Source organism: Sphingorhabdus sp. YGSMI21 (genome assembly GCF_002776575.1).
Taxonomy (GTDB): domain Bacteria; phylum Pseudomonadota; class Alphaproteobacteria; order Sphingomonadales; family Sphingomonadaceae; genus Parasphingorhabdus.
This window is the reverse complement of sequence record NZ_CP022548.1, coordinates 3,075,183-3,091,947: the sequence shown is the minus strand read 5'-3', so window position 1 is coordinate 3,091,947 and position 16,765 is coordinate 3,075,183. Positions and strand designations below refer to the sequence as shown.

Here is a 16,765-nt window from a genome sequence, read left to right as displayed (position 1 = left end):
GGGCAGTTTGCCTTCAGGCTGTTTTCTTCTTCTTTTCCGCCTTCACGTCGGCCCAGATGGTCCGGTAGGACAGATAGGCAAGGATCGTCGCGATCAGCAGGAAGGCGAGAACCGCCCAGCCGGTCTGATGCCGTTCTTCCAACTTCGGTTCAGCCGTCCAGATCAGGAAGGCCGTCACATCTTCGGCCATCTGTTCGATGCTGGCGTTGGTGCCATCGGAATAGCTGACCATGTCTGCAGCCGCCAGTGGTGGAGCCATCGCGAGATTCAGGTTCGCGAAATAGGGATTATAATGCAGTCCCGGTCCCGGCTGGTTTGCGTCCGGCAGATTGGCCGGCGGGTTCTGATATCCGGTCAGCAGGGAATAGACATAAGGCGCGCCGCCTTCGCGGGCCTTGGTGATCAGCGAAAGATCAGGCGGGATCGCATTGTTGTTGGCAGCGGCAGCCGCAACATTATTGGCAAATGGCTTGGGGAACTTGTCAGCGGGCAGCGAAGCACGCGTCGACATTTCGCCCGTATTCGGATCAACATCCGGCGTCTGGATGGGCCAATTGGCTGCAATCGCCTTCACTTCATCTTCGTTATAGCCGATTTCTTCCATATTGCGGAAGGCAACGAGACGCAGGGAATGGCACGCTGCGCAGACTTCCTTGTAGACCTGGAAACCGCGCTGAAGCTGCTGGCGATCAAATTTGCCCAGAGGACCATCCGAGCTGAAGGATATATCCTTCGGTTCCAGATGGAACGCGTGTTCGGCCGTTTCCTCGGGCGGGTTTGTGATATATTCTTTTGCACCCATTGCAAAAGAGACCAGGAGCCAGCCTGAAAAGAACAGGCCAACCAATATTCCGATAAATCTTACCATTACGACAGGTCCCTGTTTCTTAGCTGGCAGTGTTGAGTGGCTTGCCGGTTACCGATTCCGTAATACTGTTCGGCAAAGGCTCGGGCTTTTCCATCCGCGACAACAGCGGCAATATGATCAGGAAATGCGCAAAATAATAAGCGGCGGCCAACTGGCTGATCATCACGAACGGTTCCTCGGCCGGTGCCCCGCCACAATATCCAAGGATCAGCACGTCGATCACGAGGATGCCGAAGAAGATCTTGAATTTCGGACGGAAGTTGCCCGAGCGAACCGGTGACTTGTCGAGCCATGGCAGGAAGAACCAGACCAGGATCGCGGAGAACATCGCCAGTACACCAAGCAGCTTCGCCGGAATGAACAGGAAGTCGAAGGTGAAGGCACGCAGGATCGCGTACCAGGGCCAGAAATACCATTCCGGAACGATATGAGCCGGCGTCGACAGCGGGTTGGCCGGAATATAGTTGTCGGCATGGCCCAGCGCGTTCGGCAGGAAGAACATCAGCGCGGTGAAGAAGATCAGCGCAAGACCGATCGTCCAGCCATCCTTCGCGGTATAATAAGGATGGAACGGAACCGTGTCCTGTGGTCCCTTCACATCAACACCGGTCGGGTTGTTCGAACCGGGAATGTGCAGCGCCCAGATATGCATGATGACAACGCCGACGATGACGAAGGGTAGCAGATAGTGAAGCGAGAAGAAGCGGTTCAGAGCGGCGTTATCCGGAGCGAAACCACCAAGCAGCAGTTCCTGGATAGGCTTGCCGACAAGCGGAATGGCTTCAAACAGGCCGGTAATCACCTTCGCGCCCCAGAAGCTCATCTGTCCCCAGGGCAGAACATAGCCCATGAAGGCAGTGGCCATCGCAAGAAGATAGATAACCACACCGAGCAACCACAGCATTTCGCGCGGCGCCTTGTAGGACCCGTAGAAAAGGCCGCGGCCGATATGCAGATAGATGGCGATGAAGAAGAAGCTTGCGCCATTGGCATGGGCGTAACGGATCATCCAGCCGCTGTTCACGTCGCGCATGATATGTTCGACGGAATCAAAGGCAATATTTGCGTTGGCCGCATAATGCATGGCCAATATGATGCCGGTAACGATCTGGACCACCAGGAACAGGCCGGCCATCGAACCGAAGTTCCACATATAGTTCAAGTTGCGCGGCGCGGGATAGCCGGCACCAACGCTGTTGTAAACGAACCGTGGCAGCGGCAGCTGCTTGTCCATCCACTGACCGAAATCAGTTGTTGGTGTATATTCTTTTGCCCAAGGAAAGCTCATTTTTCTTCTGCCCCTTAGCCGATTTTCACGACAGTATCTGAAAGGAATTCATGTTCCGGAACCACGAGGTTGGTCGGGGCCGGACCTTTGCGAATGCGGGCGGCCGTATCATAATGCGATCCGTGGCACGGGCAGAAATAGCCGCCAAATTCACCTTTTATTTCGCCTTGCGCAGCTCCGAGCGGCACGCAGCCGAGATGGGTGCAAACGCCCAGCGTGATCAGCCAGTTTTCCTTGCCGGGGGTTGTCCGCTCGGCCAGGGTCTCCGGATCGCGCAGACCGGCGACATCAACGTCATTGGCTTGGGCAATTTCCGCTTCCGTGAGGTTGCGAATGAAGATCGGCTGCTTGCGCCAGCTGGTCTTGATCGACTGTCCGGTCTCAATGGCCGAAATATCGACTTCAATCGATGACAGGGCGAGAACGTCGGCGCTCGGGTTCATCTGGTTGACCAACGGGAAAACCGTTGCCACCGCCCCGGCACCAGCGAAGCTCACTGCTGCGATATTGATAAAGTCCCGGCGGCGAACGCCGCTTTCTTCTGCGACTGCCGTATCAGCTGTTTCAACCGTTGCCATGCAAACAAGCCCTATAGAAAATTTATGACCCCAAGACTGCCAGAATGTCCGGTACTGCTCAACAGCAGTTTGAACAGGCAGTGAATTGCGCGCCTGATAGCCGCGAAGGACAGGGTTTGCCAACAGGGAATTTTCGATTGACCAAACATTCACTTCCCGCTCAAGGTATGCGGCCCATGAGGATAGCATTGTATCAACCCGAGATTGCGGGAAATTTAGGAACGATATTAAGGACTTGCGCCTGCCTTGGCGTCGCAGTCGATATCATAGAACCCTGTGGTTTTCCGTTTAGCGATCGAAGTCTGAAACGCGCCGGAATGGATTATTTCGCGCATGTCGAATATACCCGTCACGCCGACTGGAATGCGTTCCGGGAAAGCGTCGATTCCCGCAAGGCAAGGATTATCCTGCTTTCCAGCAAGGCGGATGCGCCGCATTACGGATTCGCATATCGCGAGGACGATATTCTATTGTTCGGATCGGAGGGATCAGGAGTTCCCCTGACTGTACATGAGCAATGCGATGGTCGAATCACGATCCCGATGAGAGCGGGCATGCGCAGCTTGAATCTCGCGGTATCGGCTGGCATGGCCTTGGGTGAAGCACTTAGACAAACAGGACAATTTCCGGAATGACCTCAGGATTGGATGATCAACAGCTTACGAGTCAGACGTGGTTCAAGGAACTGCGTGACCAGATTTGTGCGGAATTTGAAAAGATTGAAAGCGAAGCGGGCAGCGACGCCACCTTCGAATATATTCCCTGGGATCGGCAGAATCCCGACGGCAGCCCCGGTGGCGGCGGTACACAGGGCCTGATGAAGGGCAAGATTTTCGAGAAGGTCGGCGTGAATATCTCGACAGTGGACGGCGTGTTCAGCGAGGAATTCCAGGCCCAGATCAACGGGGCGGAAGAGGATCCGCGTTTCTTTGCCACCGGCATCAGCCTTGTTGCTCATATGGCCAATCCTCATGTGCCGGCGGTCCATATGAACACCCGATTCCTGTGCACGACCAAACGCTGGTTCGGGGGCGGTGCCGATCTCAACCCGGCGATCCCCTACAACGACGATACAGAGGAATTTCACGCCCGGCTGCGTTCGGCCTGCGCGGCGCACAATCCGGAATATTATCCGCGGTTCAAGAAATGGGCGGACGACTATTTCTATATTCCCCATCGGAAGGTCCACCGCGGCGTCGGCGGGATTTTCTACGATCATATCGAACTGGACCACGAATCGGATTTCGATCGCCATTTCGCTTTTACACAGGATGTCGGACGGGCCTTTCTCGATATATTCCCCAAGCTCGTGCGCAAGCGCATGGATATGGACTGGACCGAGGCGGAAAAGCAGCAACAGCTGGAATGGCGTGGCCGCTATGCCGAGTTCAATCTGGTCTATGACCGGGGCACGACCTTCGGCCTCAAAACCGGCGGCAATGTGGATGCGATCCTGATGAGCCTGCCGCCCGAAGCCAAATGGGTCTGAACTGCTGAACATGGCGTTGCAGGACGTCCCGGCGGGCCATGTCGCCACCATCATAACCCATCTGGAGATGCTGGAAAAGCCTGTCCTGCCCGCGACCGGCTCCGGTCTCGAATTGACAAGCTGGCCCGATCCGGCGGTCGAGGACTATCGCGCACTGTTCCGCAAGGTCGGGGAGCCGTGGATGTGGATATCGCGGCTATTGATGGACGAGAGCGAATTGAAGGCCATTATCGAGGATCCGGCGGTCGAAATCTCGATCATTCGCGACAGCGAAGCGCCGGTCGGCTTTATCGAACTGGATTTTCGTGTGGCCGGACAGTGCGAGATCGCCTTTTTCGGACTGGTGCCGGAAATGAACGGCAAGGGACACGGACGCTGGATGATGAACCAAGCGCTGAATATGGCTTGGCGAGACGGGATCGAGCGGGTCTGGCTGCATAGCTGCACGCAGGATTCACCGCGCGCCCTGCCCTTTTACCGGCAATGCGGCTTCCGGATCTTCAGGCAGCAGACCGACATCATGGAAGATCCGCGGCTGACCGGCCATTTGCCGGAATCCGCGGCGCCGCATGTACCGATATTGAAATAGCTTGCTAGAGTGCAGCTGACCGGCGGCCGGACAGTTCGATATAGATGGACGCAATCGCGGCCGAGAGAATCAGCTGGAAGATGGTCCCGACCAGCGCAGAAACCAGGTTCACGATCAGCATCCAGCCCTCGCCCCCGGTGGCCAGACCGACCAGAATGCCGGTCAGTGCCTCCAGGACATTCATGACAATTGCTCCCACAACCATGATGATCAGCAGGAAAAACAGGATTGCAAATCCATTGTCCCGGGTCAGCGACCAGCTCTGCTTGAGCAGTTCCACGGGATTGCGTTCCTGATGATCGGCAAGAATAACCGGGATCAGCACCAGGCGACAGCCCAGATAGAGGCCGGGCAGGATGAACAGCATCAGGCCGGGCAGGATGATCAGTCCGGAAAGCAGATTGGCGAGCAGATATATCAGAAGGAATTTCAGCGCAGCGGTCAGGTTGTCGGCTACGGTATGGCTGCGCGACGGAACAAGCGCAAAATAGATCGCCAGCGCGCCAAAGCTCATCACGAGATTGGATGCCAGAATCGCCAGCGCATTGTCGTTGAAATAGGCCATATAGATGGCAATCAGCGCATTGGAATCTTCTTCGCCGGTCAAGATAGGCGGAGTGACATATTGGGCGAACAACAAGGTTGGCAGAAACAGAAAGACCCCGGCGATCGCGATAACGGCCTCTTTATGCGCCGCGAGCAGGGCCATCGCACCATTCCAGCATTGCATATAGTCGAGCTTCATTTTTCCGTTCCCAAATTCATTTCCGTATCGCAAGCTCTTGCCACCTGACCAGCAAAAGTGCACGAAATTTCTATGATTGATCCCAATGACATCGAATGGCGCGTCGCGCCGGAAAAGATCGCATATCCCGAAGCGCTGGCCGAGATGGAACGGCGCAACGCGGCGGTCCGGGCCGGAGAAGACAAGGAACTGATCTGGCTGCTGGAGCATCCGCCGCTTTATACCGCCGGCACCAGTTCCGACCCGGCGGAGCTGCTCAGCCAGGCCTTTCCCGTTTACGACACCGGGCGCGGCGGCCGGCATACCTATCATGGTCCGGGGCAGCGGGTCGGCTATGTGATTCTCGACCTGAAGAGACGCAACGGCGATGTGCGCGCTTTTGTCCACGCGCTGGAAGACTGGGTGATTGCTGCGTTGGCAGAATTTGGCGTTGCAGCGCGGGCTGTGGAGGGCCGTGTCGGCATCTGGTGCGATACGCCCGACGGACAGGAGGCCAAGATCGGAGCGATCGGCATCCGGATCCGCAAATGGGTGACGATGCACGGCTTCTCGGTCAATATCGATCCGGATCTCAGCCATTTCAGCGGAATCGTTCCCTGCGGTATCAGCGAATATCCGGTGACCAGCCTTGCCCAACTGGGCATCGCGATAAAGCTTCAGGAATTTGATGAAGCGTTGCAGAAAACCGTTGGCGCCTTTCTCAAGGCGATTGATCGGGACTGATTGCGGGCTATGACAATGCGGTTACCCCATGACGAGAAGAGGACGAGATCATGATCACATTCACGAGAATTGCAGCAGTCGCAGTGGCCGCACTGGCCGTTTCGGCCTGTTCGGGCAATGACGCGCCCGATTCCGGCGAGGTCACGGAAACCCGGATGGACGATGTCGATGTTATCGATGGAACGATCAGCGATGATATGGTCGATGTCGACACGATCACGGAAGTCGACGCGACCGGCGAGGAAACAGGCGATTCGTCTGCCAAGAAAGAGGATACTGCATCGACCGCCACCGGAGATTCGGAAGCAGAAGCTGCGGAATAGGCCGTCAGGCCAGCCCGAGAATCTTGTGAGTCTGTAGCGACAGCCGCCATTTCGGATGGGCTTGCACGAAGGCAATTGCCTGTTCGAGATGGGCCTGGCTGGCTGACGGGTCGGCAATAGCGTCTTTCGGCTGCAGCAGCAGATTGGCAAAGTCCCAGTCCTGCATCTCCTGCCAGTCGCTGCCGTCCTGCGGCCAGACCAGCTTCAGTTCGTCACCGGACCGCTGGACCGTTTCGCTCTGCGCCTTCGGGCTGATGCAGATCCAGTCGATCGTGCGCGGCACCGGCAGCGTGCCATTCGACTCGATGGCGATGAAAAAGCCCTCGGCGTGCAGCGCGTCGATCAGGGCATCGTCGACCTGCAGCATCGGTTCGCCGCCGGTCAGCACCACGAACCGCGAATCGCGCGCCTCACCCCATGTTTCGGCCACGGCTGCTGCCAGATCATCGGCAGAGTGAAAACGTCCACCGCCTTCGCCGTCCATCCCGACAAAGTCCGTGTCGCAAAACTGGCAGATTGCCGTGGCGCGATCCCGTTCCAGCCCAGACCAGAGGTTACAGCCGGCAAAGCGGACGAACACTGCCCGGCGACCCGCGTGGACGCCCTCGCCCTGCAGCGTCAGGAATCGTTCCTTGACCGCATAGCTCATGATATTGCGTATCGGGTCGGGTCGACGATGCCGGCTTCTTCAAAACCCTTTTGCCGCAAGCGGCAGCTGTCGCACAGTCCGCAGGGCAGATTGTCTTCGGTCGGGTCGTAGCAGGACCAGCTCCAGGCCGGGTCGAGCCCGAGCCGGATGGCCTCGCTCGCGATATCGGCCTTGGTCATATGCTGCAACGGGGTCCGGATGTGGAAGCCGCTGCCCTGGTCACCCGCCTTGGTCGCAAGATCCGCGAGCCGTTCGAACCCCTCGATAAATTCGGGCCGGCAGTCCGGATAGCCGGAATAGTCCAGGGCATTGACCCCGATGAAAATATCGCGGGCATTGCGGGCTTCGGCCAGGCCGAGGGTCAGCGAGAGAAAAATCAGATTGCGAGCGGGAACATAGGTTACCGGAATATCGTCGGTCACACCGGTTTTCGGCACGTCGATATCCGCCGTCAGCGCCGAGCCACCAAAGCGGCTCAGGTCAAGCGGAAGCACGATATGCTCCGATACGCCGAGTTTCGATGCAATTGTCCGGGCCGATTGCAGTTCGACCTTGTGCCGCTGGTTATAGTCGACGGTAAGCGCAATGAGCCGATAGCCCTGCTCGGCGGCGATCGCCGCGGATACCATCGAGTCCAGTCCGCCGGACAATAATATGATCGCTGTTTTCGATTCGGAAGTCATGATGCGCCCCGCTAATGACCTTGCCCGCGCGGCGCAAGTATTGCGCGCTTGTCGGGCCCAGGTTCAGGACCTAGCAGCTGCCTGTGCGGCGGCCCTCCAAGTCGACGGAAAAGGGATCGCTATTGCGAAAGCCCTGGGATGATATCTGCACCAAAGTGCTGGATTCCTTCTTGATTTCGGTAACGCCATGGCCGGCGGGACCGCATTTGTAGCTCACGCGAAGCTTCTTCGGGTCATTTTCGATCACATAGCGGGTGCAATTGGCGTTGCCATGCTGGATTTGCAGCAGCAATTCTGGGTTGCCGAGACAGACCTTCTTGCCCGGCCCCCGGGAACCACGTTCCTTGAGCGTCCATTCGCCCGCCGTCAGCCCGTCGAGCAGGAGCATCTTAGGCGCCTGTGCGGGCGCCGCTATCGCAAAGCCCGACAGGACGGCGGCAACTGCGCTGATGGATTTGATCAGTTTCATGCCTTTCATTGAAATCTTCCCGTCATGTTGGTTTGCGTGATTGCTCATGGTGAATCTGGTGATAATCCCGAATTACGGCCAATATTGTCGCTAATTATGTCCATCGATAGGATTTTTCCGACAATCGGGCGTGATTGCCTTATTTTCGACGGCATTCAGTTGTTCAGACTGGTTCCCGTGATCGTGAACGTCCTGCTGCAAAATGCGCAGTCTATCGCGATATTACCCAGATCGTCGACCATATCTTCCTTATCTTCTTTCGGGAAACGTGCGATCACGTCCCGGATATGGTCCTCATTACAGCGGCATCCCTTAACGCACGCTTTACCGCTCAAAACTCTCACTTCGTCGCTCTCGCTGAACAATCGCCAGAGAATGTCCTCGAGTGGAAGCATCCTGTCGGTCAGTTCCGCCGGCTGGATGCTGCCACCCATGATCGCGACATGCTCCCATTCCGGATGATCCAGCTTGGCGTGCAGCCGTTCGCGGCCTTCCTCTCCTTCGGGAAGATGCTGTACCAGCAGGCCGCCGGCCGAGATATTGCCCTGTATCTCTTCGACGGCAACGCGGATCAGAGTCGGGATCTGCTCGGACTGGAAGAAATAATTCTGCACGGCCTCCGACAGGCTGGACCCTTCCAGGGGCACGATGCCCTGGTTGCGGCCCCGTGGTTCGGGCAGGTCAAAGGTGATCGCGAGATAGCCCTTGCCGAACAGGGCCATCAGGCTGGGCTCGACGGGCTGGGCGGCGAGCCGCTCGCGGTCAAACTGGACATAGCCGCGCAAGGCACCGTCCTTATAATCACATGCGAGCAGGCTGATCACGCCCGCCTCGGTCTGGGCCTGCAAGGTCAGTTGCGACCCGTCTTCCTTCATCAGCGCGCCGAGCATCGCGGTCAGGCAGACGGCTTCCGCCAATATGTCGCGGATCAGGGGCGGATAGTTGTGCGCTGCCAGAATATCGTCGAGAGCGGGGCCCAGACGAACCACGCGACCACGACAGTTTTTCCCCGGAATCGCGAAGGACAGGATGCTGTCGGTGAGCGCTACTTCCACCATCAAATCTGGCCGAAACACCAGCGAAGAACCGACTTCTGCGCATGAATCCGGTTTTCCGCCTCGTCCCATACCACCGATTGCGGACCGTCGATAACCGATGGCATCACTTCCTCGCCGCGATGGGCAGGCAGACAGTGCAGGAACAGGGCATCCGCTTTCGCCTGCTCCATGATCATGTCATTGACCTGATAGGGCATCATCGCTTCAAGCTTGGCTTCCGCATGTTCCTGGCCCATCGATACCCATGTGTCGGCCACGACAACATCCGCCCCGGAAACGGCTTCATTCTCGTCGCGGTAGATCGTGATGTTCGCGCCGGCGTCGCGTGCCTTCTTTATGAATTCGGGATCGGAATCATAGCCCTCGGGACAGCCGATCCGGACATTATATTTCATCAGTCCCGCACCTTCGACGATGCTGTTCAGCACATTATTGCCATCGCCCAGCCAGGCAATTTCCAGACCCGGCAGCGATTTTCCATGCTCGACCAGCGTCAACAGGTCGGCAACGATCTGGCAGGGATGTGAAAGATCGGTCAAGCCGTTGATCACCGGCACGCTGGCATTGGCTGCCATTTCCTCGATTTTCGCATGATCGTCGGTGCGGATCATGATCGCGTCGCACATGCGGGACAGCACCTTGGCCGTATCATCCACGGTTTCGCCGCGCCCGAGCTGCATCGAGCCGCTGTCCATGACAATGCTCGAACCGCCGAGTTGGCGGATAGCGATATCGAAGGACACGCGGGTTCGCGTGCTGCTCTTTTCAAAGATCATCGCCAGCACATGGTCGGCCAGCGGCCGGTCTGCATCCGGCTTGCCCTTGGGGAAACCAGCGCGCGCTGCCTTGCGGTCGATTGCGTCATTGATCATCGCTGCAATGGCGTCCCCGCCCGCGTCCGAAAGATTGAGAAAATGCCGGGTCATGATTCAGGTGCCTCGTAATCGGCCGCGCCAGCGGACAGTTTCTCGATGAAGGTCGCGATATGACTGTCATCGATATTGAGCGGCGGCAATATCCGTAGTGTATTGTCCCCTGCAGCCACGGTCAGAAGGCCGTGATTGTCCCGCAGATGGGCCACAAAGCTGCGCGCCTCCTGCGTCATCATGATCCCGAGCATCAGGCCTTTGCCCCGAACGCCCAGGAACAGCTCGGGATAATTGCCGATAAACTGCTCGATCGCTGCACGCAGCTTGTCGCCGGTGGCCCGGACATTTCCAAGAAATTCCTCATTGGCCACAATGTCCCAGACGGCATTACCGGCCGCCATCGCCAGCGGATTGCCGCCATAGGTCGAACCGTGGGTTCCCGGTACCATTCCGCGTGCGGCTTCTTCGGTTGCCATGCATGCGCCGAGCGGAAAGCCGCCACCGATGCCCTTGGCCGTCGCGACGATATCCGGCTTGATGCCGTAAAGCTCGTAAGCGTAAAGCGCGCCGGTCCGGGCCACGCCGCATTGCACCTCGTCGAGCGCCAGCAAGACACCGTGCTTGTCGGCAAGGGCGCGCAAGCCTTTCATGAATTCGTCCGACGCTGGCCGTACACCGCCCTCACCCTGGATCGGCTCGACCAGAAAGGCAGCGGTCTTGTCCGTGATTGCCGCTTCAGCGCCCGCCAGATCATCAAAATCGACATATTTGAAACCCGCCAGCAGCGGCGAAAAGCCGTGGTGCATCTTTTCCTGGTTGGAGGCCGAGATGGTCGCCATCGTCCGGCCATGGAAGGCGTTTTTGAACGTGATGATCTCGAACCGGTCGCTGCCCGCCGACTGATGATAGGCGCGCGCGGTCTTGATCGCGCATTCCACCGCTTCCGCGCCGCTATTGGTGAAAAACACCGTATCGGCAAACGTTGTGTCGACCAGCCGCTGGGCGAATTTTTCGCCTTGCGGGCTGCCATAGAGATTGGAGACATGCATCAGCGTTGCCGCCTGATCCTGGATTGCCTTGGTCAGATGCGGATGACCATGGCCAAGCAGGTTGACCGCGATGCCGCTGGCAAAGTCCAGCGCCCGCGAACCGTCCTCGGAAATCAGCCAGGCACCCTCGCCTCGCACAGGACGAAAACCGCACCGGGGATATACGGGCATGAGCGGAGTAATCGTCATCTTATCTTCCTTCCGAAAACGGGACTTGAACAAAATAGAAAAGGCGACCCGACTGGCCGCCTTCTGAAACAGGTCACCCTTATATGCCGCTTCATGAAGCCGGTCAATCGTGGTACAATAGAGCGACCGCTATGTCATGACCGATCAACCTGAGTGACTATTCTGATCACAGAGACAGGGATAATTCATTTAGCGGGACCATTGCCCTATAGTAAGCAATGGCATCGGTGACTGGCGACGCAGAAGCAGCACCAGAAAAGGAGATGTTCAAATGGATATGAAAACAACCGGTTCCCCTGAAGGTTGCCCGATGGGCTTTGAAGGCGGAGTGCGCAGCCTCCTCGGGCGAACCAACCGTGACTGGTGGCCCGATTCCCTGCAGCTGGAAATTCTGACCCAGGGCGGTACTTCGCCTGACCCCATGGGTCCCGAGTTCGATTATGCCGAAGCGTTCAACGCGCTGGACTATCAGGCGCTGAAAGACGATCTGAAAGCCCTGATGACCGACAGTCAGCCCTGGTGGCCGGCGGATTATGGCCATTACGGCCCATTCTTCATCCGCATGGCCTGGCACGCAGCCGGCACTTATCGCACCGGCGACGGGCGCGGCGGTGCATCGAGCGGGCAGCAGCGTTTTGCTCCTCTCAACAGCTGGCCCGACAACGGCAATCTCGACAAGGCGCGGCGTCTGCTCTGGCCGATCAAGAAGAAATATGGCGAGCATATCAGCTGGGCCGACCTGTTCGTCCTGACCGGCAATGTCGCGATCGAATCCATGGGCGGTCCGGTCTTCGGCTTCGGTGGCGGTCGCAAGGATGTCTATGAGCCCGAGAAAGACGTCTATTGGGGGTCGGAAGAACAATGGGTCAACGAAGGCGTCCCGACGCGGATAAACCCCGACGAAGGCAAAGCGATGGAAAACCCGCTGGCGGCGATCCAGATGGGCCTGATCTACGTCAACCCGGAAGGGCCTGGCGGCAATCCGCACGATGCCGAGGGCATGGCACGCGACATGAAGGAAACCTTTGCCCGCATGGCAATGAACGACGAGGAAACCGTCGCGCTGACCGCAGGTGGCCACGCCTTTGGTAAATGCCATGGGGCAGTTCCGCCGGACCAGCTCAGCGGTGATCCGGAATCGGGCGATTTGCACCTGATGGGATTCGGCTGGGCAACCGACCCCGAGCAGATAGGTGAAGGCCATATTACGACGTCCGGTCTCGAAGGCGCCTGGACGCCGAACCCGACCCAATGGGGCGGCGACTATTTCCGGCTGCTGTTCAAATATGACTATGAACTGGTCGAAAGTCCGGCCGGTGCCAAACAATGGCAACCGGTCAATCCGGACCCCGAGGATATGGCGCCCGACGCGCGTGATCCGTCCAAGAAGGTCCCGACGATGATGACCACCGCCGACATGGCGCTGAAGCGCGATCCGGACTATCGCAAGATTTCCGAACGTTTCCGTGACGATCAGGCAGCGCTGGACGATGCCTTTGCCCGCGCATGGTTCAAACTGACCCATCGCGACATGGGACCCAAGGTCCGCTATCTTGGCCCCGAAGTTCCGGAAGAGGATATGATCTGGCAGGATCCTGTCCCCGCGGGAACGCCGGCTTCCGCCAGCGCGGTTGCGGACTTCAAGGCGAAGGCCCTCGACAGCGGTCTGTCGGTCTCCGAGCTGGTCAAGGCAGCCTGGGCTTCGGCGTCCACCTATCGCAAGAGCGACCATCGCGGCGGTGCCAATGGCGCGCGCGTTCGGCTTGCTCCGCAAAAGGACTGGGAAGCCAATGATCCGGAAGAGCTAGCAAAAGTGCTGGCCAAGCTCGACGCGTTGCGCGGTTCGCTGTCGATGGCCGACGCCATCGTCATTGCCGGCAGCGCGGCGGTCGAGAAAGCGGCACAAGATGCCGGTTTCGACGTCAGCGTTCCGGTCACGACGGGTCGCGGTGACGCGACGGAAGAGCAGACCGATGCCGAAAGCTTCGAACCGCTCGAGCCCTTTGCCGACGGTTTCCGCAACTATCTGAAGACCAAGGCGAGCGTGAAGACCGAGGACATATTGGTCGACCGCGCGAACCTGCTCGATCTCTCGATCCCCGAGATGACGGTCTTGGTCGGAGGCCTGCGTGTCTTAGGCGCCAACCATTCGAGCGCGCCGACCGAAGGCGTGTTCACCGACCGTCCCGGGCAGCTGACCAACGACTTTTTCGTCAATCTGCTGGAGATGGGCACGGTGTGGGAAGTTGTCGACGAGTCCGCTGACGAACTTTTCATCGGCAAATGCCGTCTGAAGGGCGAAGAGAAGTGGCGCGCGACGCGGACCGATCTGGTGTTTGGATCGAATTCGCAACTGCGGTCGGTCGCCGAAGTCTACGCCGAAGACGGCCATGAACGGAAATTTGTCGAAGATTTCGTTGCGGCCTGGGCAAAGGTCATGGACGCCGGGCGCTTCGATCTGGTCTGATATCTGACAGACACCCGCAGAGACGGCCCGCTGGATGAACCGGTGGGCCGTTTTTTTACCCGGTCGGTTTTCGCAGATTTATGCCAGGCGGGCCTTTGCGGCTTCCCAATTCCTGCCGTCAAATTTTCTGACGCTCGGTTCCAGGTCATGGCCGTCATCGAGGCAGTTGTAGTTCACGCTCCAGCTGTCCGGATGGGAACGGGGCTGGTAGAAGCTTTTGACCCCGCAATTCTTGCAGAAAAGATGATGCGCCTGTCCGCTGCCGAACCTGTAACTGGTGAGATCCCCCTCGCCCTTGAGCAGAGTGAAATCCCGGTGCGGCACAAACAGGTGCAGAAAGCCCGTGCGGGCGCAGATCGAGCAATTGCAATCGAGCATTTCCGGCCTGCGTTCGACTTCGGCTGCAAAGCGGACCGTTCCGCAATGGCAGCCACCGGATATTTTGCTTGTCACTCGATATTCTCCCCGGTGGTGCCTTCCTCGCGCCGCGGCTGGAAACGCAGCGACAACGGAGTGATAAAGCCGTTATTGTTGACCCGCACGCGAATAATGCCCTGCAGTTCCGGATCGGCAAGCTTCTTTTCATAGCCGCCAGCGGCTTTCTGGGCGACATAGAGCCGATCCCGGGTGAGCCCGTCATTGCCTTCCTCGCTCCACGGATTGACCTGTACCAACGCATCGCAACGGTCATCCGGCATCAGATCGGCCACATCCAGGTCGCGTACTTCCACGCTTGCAATGGCGGGAGCGGTGCCCCGGATACAAAGGCTCTTCCGGGGCGCCGCCCATATCGGCAGCTGATCCTGTTCGACCGTGGGCCAGTCGTAGCTAAACTGCACATAATGGCCGCGCAACAGATCGCGCGGGTCATAGCCGGCGATCGGCACATCCCATTCCGTGCCTTCGCGAGATTCCTGCTCCGTCGCCAGCCAAATCAGGCCGAGCCCGACCAGCGGCAACAGCAGCGCCAGCGGCAGCAGAAAGCGGCGTAACCGGGTCATAGCCCCTCCTCCTGATGGTCATGCTCAAGCGGGGAGGCTTTGTCGGGGGCCAGGGTCGTGGAAACGCGATAGGCGATTACCGCTATGGTGATGGTGACCCCACCCGCGAGTATCAGCCCAATACCGCTGCTGAACAGGTCGTGGGCCAGCTGGAAACTCAGCACGATCAGGCGCAGCGCTATGATCGCGACCACCGCCTGGAAAACATTGCGCCACCCGGAATAGATCGCGCTCCAGCCAACGGCGGCCCAGAAGGCCATGAAGATTGTCGCATTGACCAGTGGCGAACTGGGTTGCGCGACGCTGCCGGCAAAGCTGATGATTGCGGCGGCGGTCAAAATAGCCGCGATGCTGATACCCGAAGCGGTGCGGTTATAGACATGGATCAGCAAAGCGGCCCCGCTCCAGAGCAGCATCTGGATGACGGCAATATCGCTCATAAATCTGGCCGGATCGGATAATATCGGGCCGATCGGCTCGACAATCAGTTTGAAACCGACCCCGGCCACAAAGATCGTCAGAGAAAATTGCCCGATCTGTTTCCAGAACGCCTGCCTGCCGCTTGTTTTCCGCATGAATATGGAAAAGATCAACGCAAGGACCGGCAGGCTGGTGATGACGGCAACATAGACTGCGCGCGGTGCATCGGTCTGCTGGAAATACCAGTCCAGAAACTGGACTGCCGTGCCCAGCAGGCCCGCCATCCAGAGCAGTGAAATCAGCCAGCCACGGCCGGTCAGCAGCAACAGCGGCGAAAACAGCAGCAACCAGATCAGCAAAGGCTGCCATAATGGCGAGCTCGTCTGGTAGACTTGGCCGAGATGCCCGAAGAAGGTCAGGCCGAGCACCGCCAGCACGAACAGCAATATGTCTTTCAAATAGAGCCCCAGCAAACCCTTGCGCGGCTGGAGGAGATAGACGGCGGCACAAAGGCCGATGATCAACAAAGCGTGAATGGCAAGCCGGACCATCCCGGGAATATCGTCCCAGTTCGCGGCGACGAGCGAGACAATGCCCAGTCCGATGGCAAGCGCGCCCAGCCCGATCAGCGCCCAAAGACCCAGCGGCCTTACGCGTTCGCTTTCATATTCCCGGATACGCTGCGCCGTGTCCGCGTCGATCACACCGGCATTGAGCCAGATATTGATTTTTCTTTCAGACAATCGCCGCTCTCCACTCCGGAAAAAAAGCTACGCCAGCGGTGCGCGATTGGCAAGTTCCGAAGGCACGCGCTGTATCATCCCGATCATCGCGATCAATCGCGATCAATCGCGATCAATCGCGATCAATCGCGGACTTCGGTGGTGTGAATGTCGATCCGGTTTTCCAAGGTCCTGTGAACGGGACATTCCTCGGCAATCTCGAGAAGCTTGCGGCGATCCTCCTCGCTCAGGTCTCCTTGCAGGATGATCGAACGGTCGATCACATCGATCCGGTTGTCGTCATTATTGCAGCTGCTGCAATCCTCTACATGTTCGCGGCTATGCTCGAGCAGGATATGAACCGCTTCCAGCGCTATGCCCTTGCGGTCGGCGTACATTTTCATCGTCATGGAGGTGCAACTGCCGAGCGCGGCCAGCAACAGGTCATAAGGTGACGGTCCACTATCCGTACCGCCAAAGGAGATCGGCTCGTCGGCAAAAAACTCATGTTGGCCGACCCGAACCGTCTGCTGGAATTTTCCGCTGGCGGTTTCGACGGAGACGAGAGAAGGATTTGTTGCCATGA

General features: G+C 58.2%; 19 protein-coding genes and 1 pseudogene. 6 read left to right on the top strand and 14 right to left on the bottom strand.

Annotation, left to right across the window (positions count from 1 at the left end):
* Nucleotides 1-13: 13 nt before the first annotated feature.
* Genes CHN51_RS14865 through petA form a run of 3 tightly spaced genes read right to left on the bottom strand, consistent with a single transcriptional unit; the run spans nucleotide 14 to nucleotide 2,734 of the window.
* Nucleotides 14-868, bottom strand: coding sequence for a cytochrome c1 (locus tag CHN51_RS14865; protein WP_100094718.1), 855 nt, complete (start codon nucleotides 866-868; stop codon nucleotides 14-16).
* Between the two features lie 19 nt (nucleotides 869-887).
* Entirely contained in the window at nucleotides 888-2,156 is a 1,269-nt protein-coding gene (locus tag CHN51_RS14860; RefSeq protein ID WP_100094717.1) for a cytochrome b N-terminal domain-containing protein, read from the bottom strand.
* 14 nt (nucleotides 2,157-2,170) lie between these two features.
* A complete protein-coding gene (gene petA / locus CHN51_RS14855; RefSeq protein WP_100094716.1) occupies nucleotides 2,171-2,734 on the bottom strand; it encodes a ubiquinol-cytochrome c reductase iron-sulfur subunit in 564 nt (187 codons plus the stop codon).
* 176 nt (nucleotides 2,735-2,910) lie between these two features.
* Here petA and CHN51_RS14850 point away from each other — a divergent pair, with 176 nt between their 5' ends.
* Genes CHN51_RS14850 through CHN51_RS14840 form a run of 3 tightly spaced genes read left to right on the top strand, consistent with a single transcriptional unit; the run spans nucleotide 2,911 to nucleotide 4,812 of the window.
* Nucleotides 2,911-3,369: a tRNA (cytidine(34)-2'-O)-methyltransferase gene (locus CHN51_RS14850; protein WP_100095675.1), complete on the top strand. Its 459-nt coding sequence runs from the start codon at nucleotides 2,911-2,913 to the stop codon at nucleotides 3,367-3,369.
* Complete coding sequence (gene hemF, locus CHN51_RS14845; protein ID WP_100094715.1) at nucleotides 3,366-4,223, top strand: oxygen-dependent coproporphyrinogen oxidase; 858 nt, start codon at nucleotides 3,366-3,368, stop codon at nucleotides 4,221-4,223. The genes CHN51_RS14850 and hemF overlap by 4 nt, the downstream gene beginning before the upstream one ends.
* A gap of 10 nt (nucleotides 4,224-4,233) precedes the next feature.
* The gene (locus CHN51_RS14840) at nucleotides 4,234-4,812 is read left to right on the top strand and encodes a GNAT family N-acetyltransferase (RefSeq protein ID WP_100094714.1); all 579 of its coding nucleotides are present in this window, start codon (nucleotides 4,234-4,236) and stop codon (nucleotides 4,810-4,812) included.
* Nucleotides 4,813-4,816: 4 nt separating this feature from the next.
* Here the strand turns inward: CHN51_RS14840 and CHN51_RS14835 are convergent, their stop codons facing one another.
* The gene (locus CHN51_RS14835) at nucleotides 4,817-5,557 is read right to left on the bottom strand and encodes a hypothetical protein (protein WP_100094713.1); all 741 of its coding nucleotides are present in this window, start codon (nucleotides 5,555-5,557) and stop codon (nucleotides 4,817-4,819) included.
* 72 nt (nucleotides 5,558-5,629) lie between these two features.
* On the opposite strand from CHN51_RS14835, the gene lipB reads away from it, so the two are divergent.
* Nucleotides 5,630-6,280: a lipoyl(octanoyl) transferase LipB gene (gene lipB / locus CHN51_RS14830; RefSeq protein WP_100094712.1), complete on the top strand. Its 651-nt coding sequence runs from the start codon at nucleotides 5,630-5,632 to the stop codon at nucleotides 6,278-6,280.
* A gap of 50 nt (nucleotides 6,281-6,330) precedes the next feature.
* The gene (locus CHN51_RS14825) at nucleotides 6,331-6,603 is read left to right on the top strand and encodes a hypothetical protein (RefSeq protein WP_100094711.1); all 273 of its coding nucleotides are present in this window, start codon (nucleotides 6,331-6,333) and stop codon (nucleotides 6,601-6,603) included.
* 4 nt (nucleotides 6,604-6,607) lie between these two features.
* On the opposite strand, the gene queE is transcribed toward CHN51_RS14825, so the two are convergent.
* From queE to CHN51_RS14795, 6 genes and pseudogenes are all read right to left on the bottom strand, one after another.
* Nucleotides 6,608-7,252, bottom strand: a complete 645-nt coding sequence (gene queE / locus CHN51_RS14820) for a 7-carboxy-7-deazaguanine synthase (protein ID WP_100094710.1) — start codon at nucleotides 7,250-7,252, stop codon at nucleotides 6,608-6,610.
* A pseudogene (gene queC / locus CHN51_RS14815) lies at nucleotides 7,249-7,947 on the bottom strand (7-cyano-7-deazaguanine synthase QueC); the annotation flags it as partial. The pseudogene queC and the gene queE, both read right to left, overlap by 4 nt.
* A 58-nt stretch (nucleotides 7,948-8,005) precedes the next feature.
* The gene (locus CHN51_RS14810) at nucleotides 8,006-8,413 is read right to left on the bottom strand and encodes a hypothetical protein (RefSeq protein ID WP_100094708.1); all 408 of its coding nucleotides are present in this window, start codon (nucleotides 8,411-8,413) and stop codon (nucleotides 8,006-8,008) included.
* Nucleotides 8,414-8,559: 146 nt separating this feature from the next.
* Nucleotides 8,560-9,462: an Hsp33 family molecular chaperone HslO gene (locus tag CHN51_RS14805; protein WP_100094707.1), complete on the bottom strand. Its 903-nt coding sequence runs from the start codon at nucleotides 9,460-9,462 to the stop codon at nucleotides 8,560-8,562.
* Nucleotides 9,462-10,388, bottom strand: coding sequence for an ornithine carbamoyltransferase (gene argF, locus CHN51_RS14800; RefSeq protein WP_100094706.1), 927 nt, complete (start codon nucleotides 10,386-10,388; stop codon nucleotides 9,462-9,464). Before argF ends, CHN51_RS14805 begins: the two co-directional genes overlap by 1 nt.
* Nucleotides 10,385-11,569, bottom strand: a complete 1,185-nt coding sequence (locus CHN51_RS14795) for an aspartate aminotransferase family protein (protein WP_100094705.1) — start codon at nucleotides 11,567-11,569, stop codon at nucleotides 10,385-10,387. The genes argF and CHN51_RS14795 overlap by 4 nt, the downstream gene beginning before the upstream one ends.
* Before the next feature lie 271 nt (nucleotides 11,570-11,840).
* On the opposite strand from CHN51_RS14795, the gene katG reads away from it, so the two are divergent.
* Nucleotides 11,841-14,036 (top strand): catalase/peroxidase HPI, encoded by a 2,196-nt coding sequence (gene katG, locus CHN51_RS14790; RefSeq protein WP_100094704.1) that lies wholly within the window; start codon nucleotides 11,841-11,843, stop codon nucleotides 14,034-14,036.
* Between the two features lie 78 nt (nucleotides 14,037-14,114).
* On the opposite strand, the gene CHN51_RS14785 is transcribed toward katG, so the two are convergent.
* The 4 genes from CHN51_RS14785 to CHN51_RS14770 form a co-directional block, all read right to left on the bottom strand.
* Nucleotides 14,115-14,489 carry a GFA family protein gene (locus tag CHN51_RS14785; RefSeq protein WP_240616751.1) on the bottom strand — a complete coding sequence of 125 codons (375 nt, stop codon included), beginning with the start codon at nucleotides 14,487-14,489 and terminating at the stop codon, nucleotides 14,115-14,117.
* On the bottom strand, nucleotides 14,486-15,037 hold the full coding sequence (locus tag CHN51_RS14780; RefSeq protein WP_100094703.1) for a GDYXXLXY domain-containing protein: 552 nt from the start codon (nucleotides 15,035-15,037) through the stop codon (nucleotides 14,486-14,488). The genes CHN51_RS14785 and CHN51_RS14780 overlap by 4 nt, the downstream gene beginning before the upstream one ends.
* Nucleotides 15,034-16,200: a DUF2157 domain-containing protein gene (locus tag CHN51_RS14775; protein WP_100094702.1), complete on the bottom strand. Its 1,167-nt coding sequence runs from the start codon at nucleotides 16,198-16,200 to the stop codon at nucleotides 15,034-15,036. The genes CHN51_RS14780 and CHN51_RS14775 overlap by 4 nt, the downstream gene beginning before the upstream one ends.
* Nucleotides 16,201-16,322: 122 nt before the next feature.
* Nucleotides 16,323-16,763, bottom strand: a complete 441-nt coding sequence (locus CHN51_RS14770; protein ID WP_100094701.1) for an OsmC family protein — start codon at nucleotides 16,761-16,763, stop codon at nucleotides 16,323-16,325.
* Between the last annotated feature and the right edge of the window lie 2 nt (nucleotides 16,764-16,765).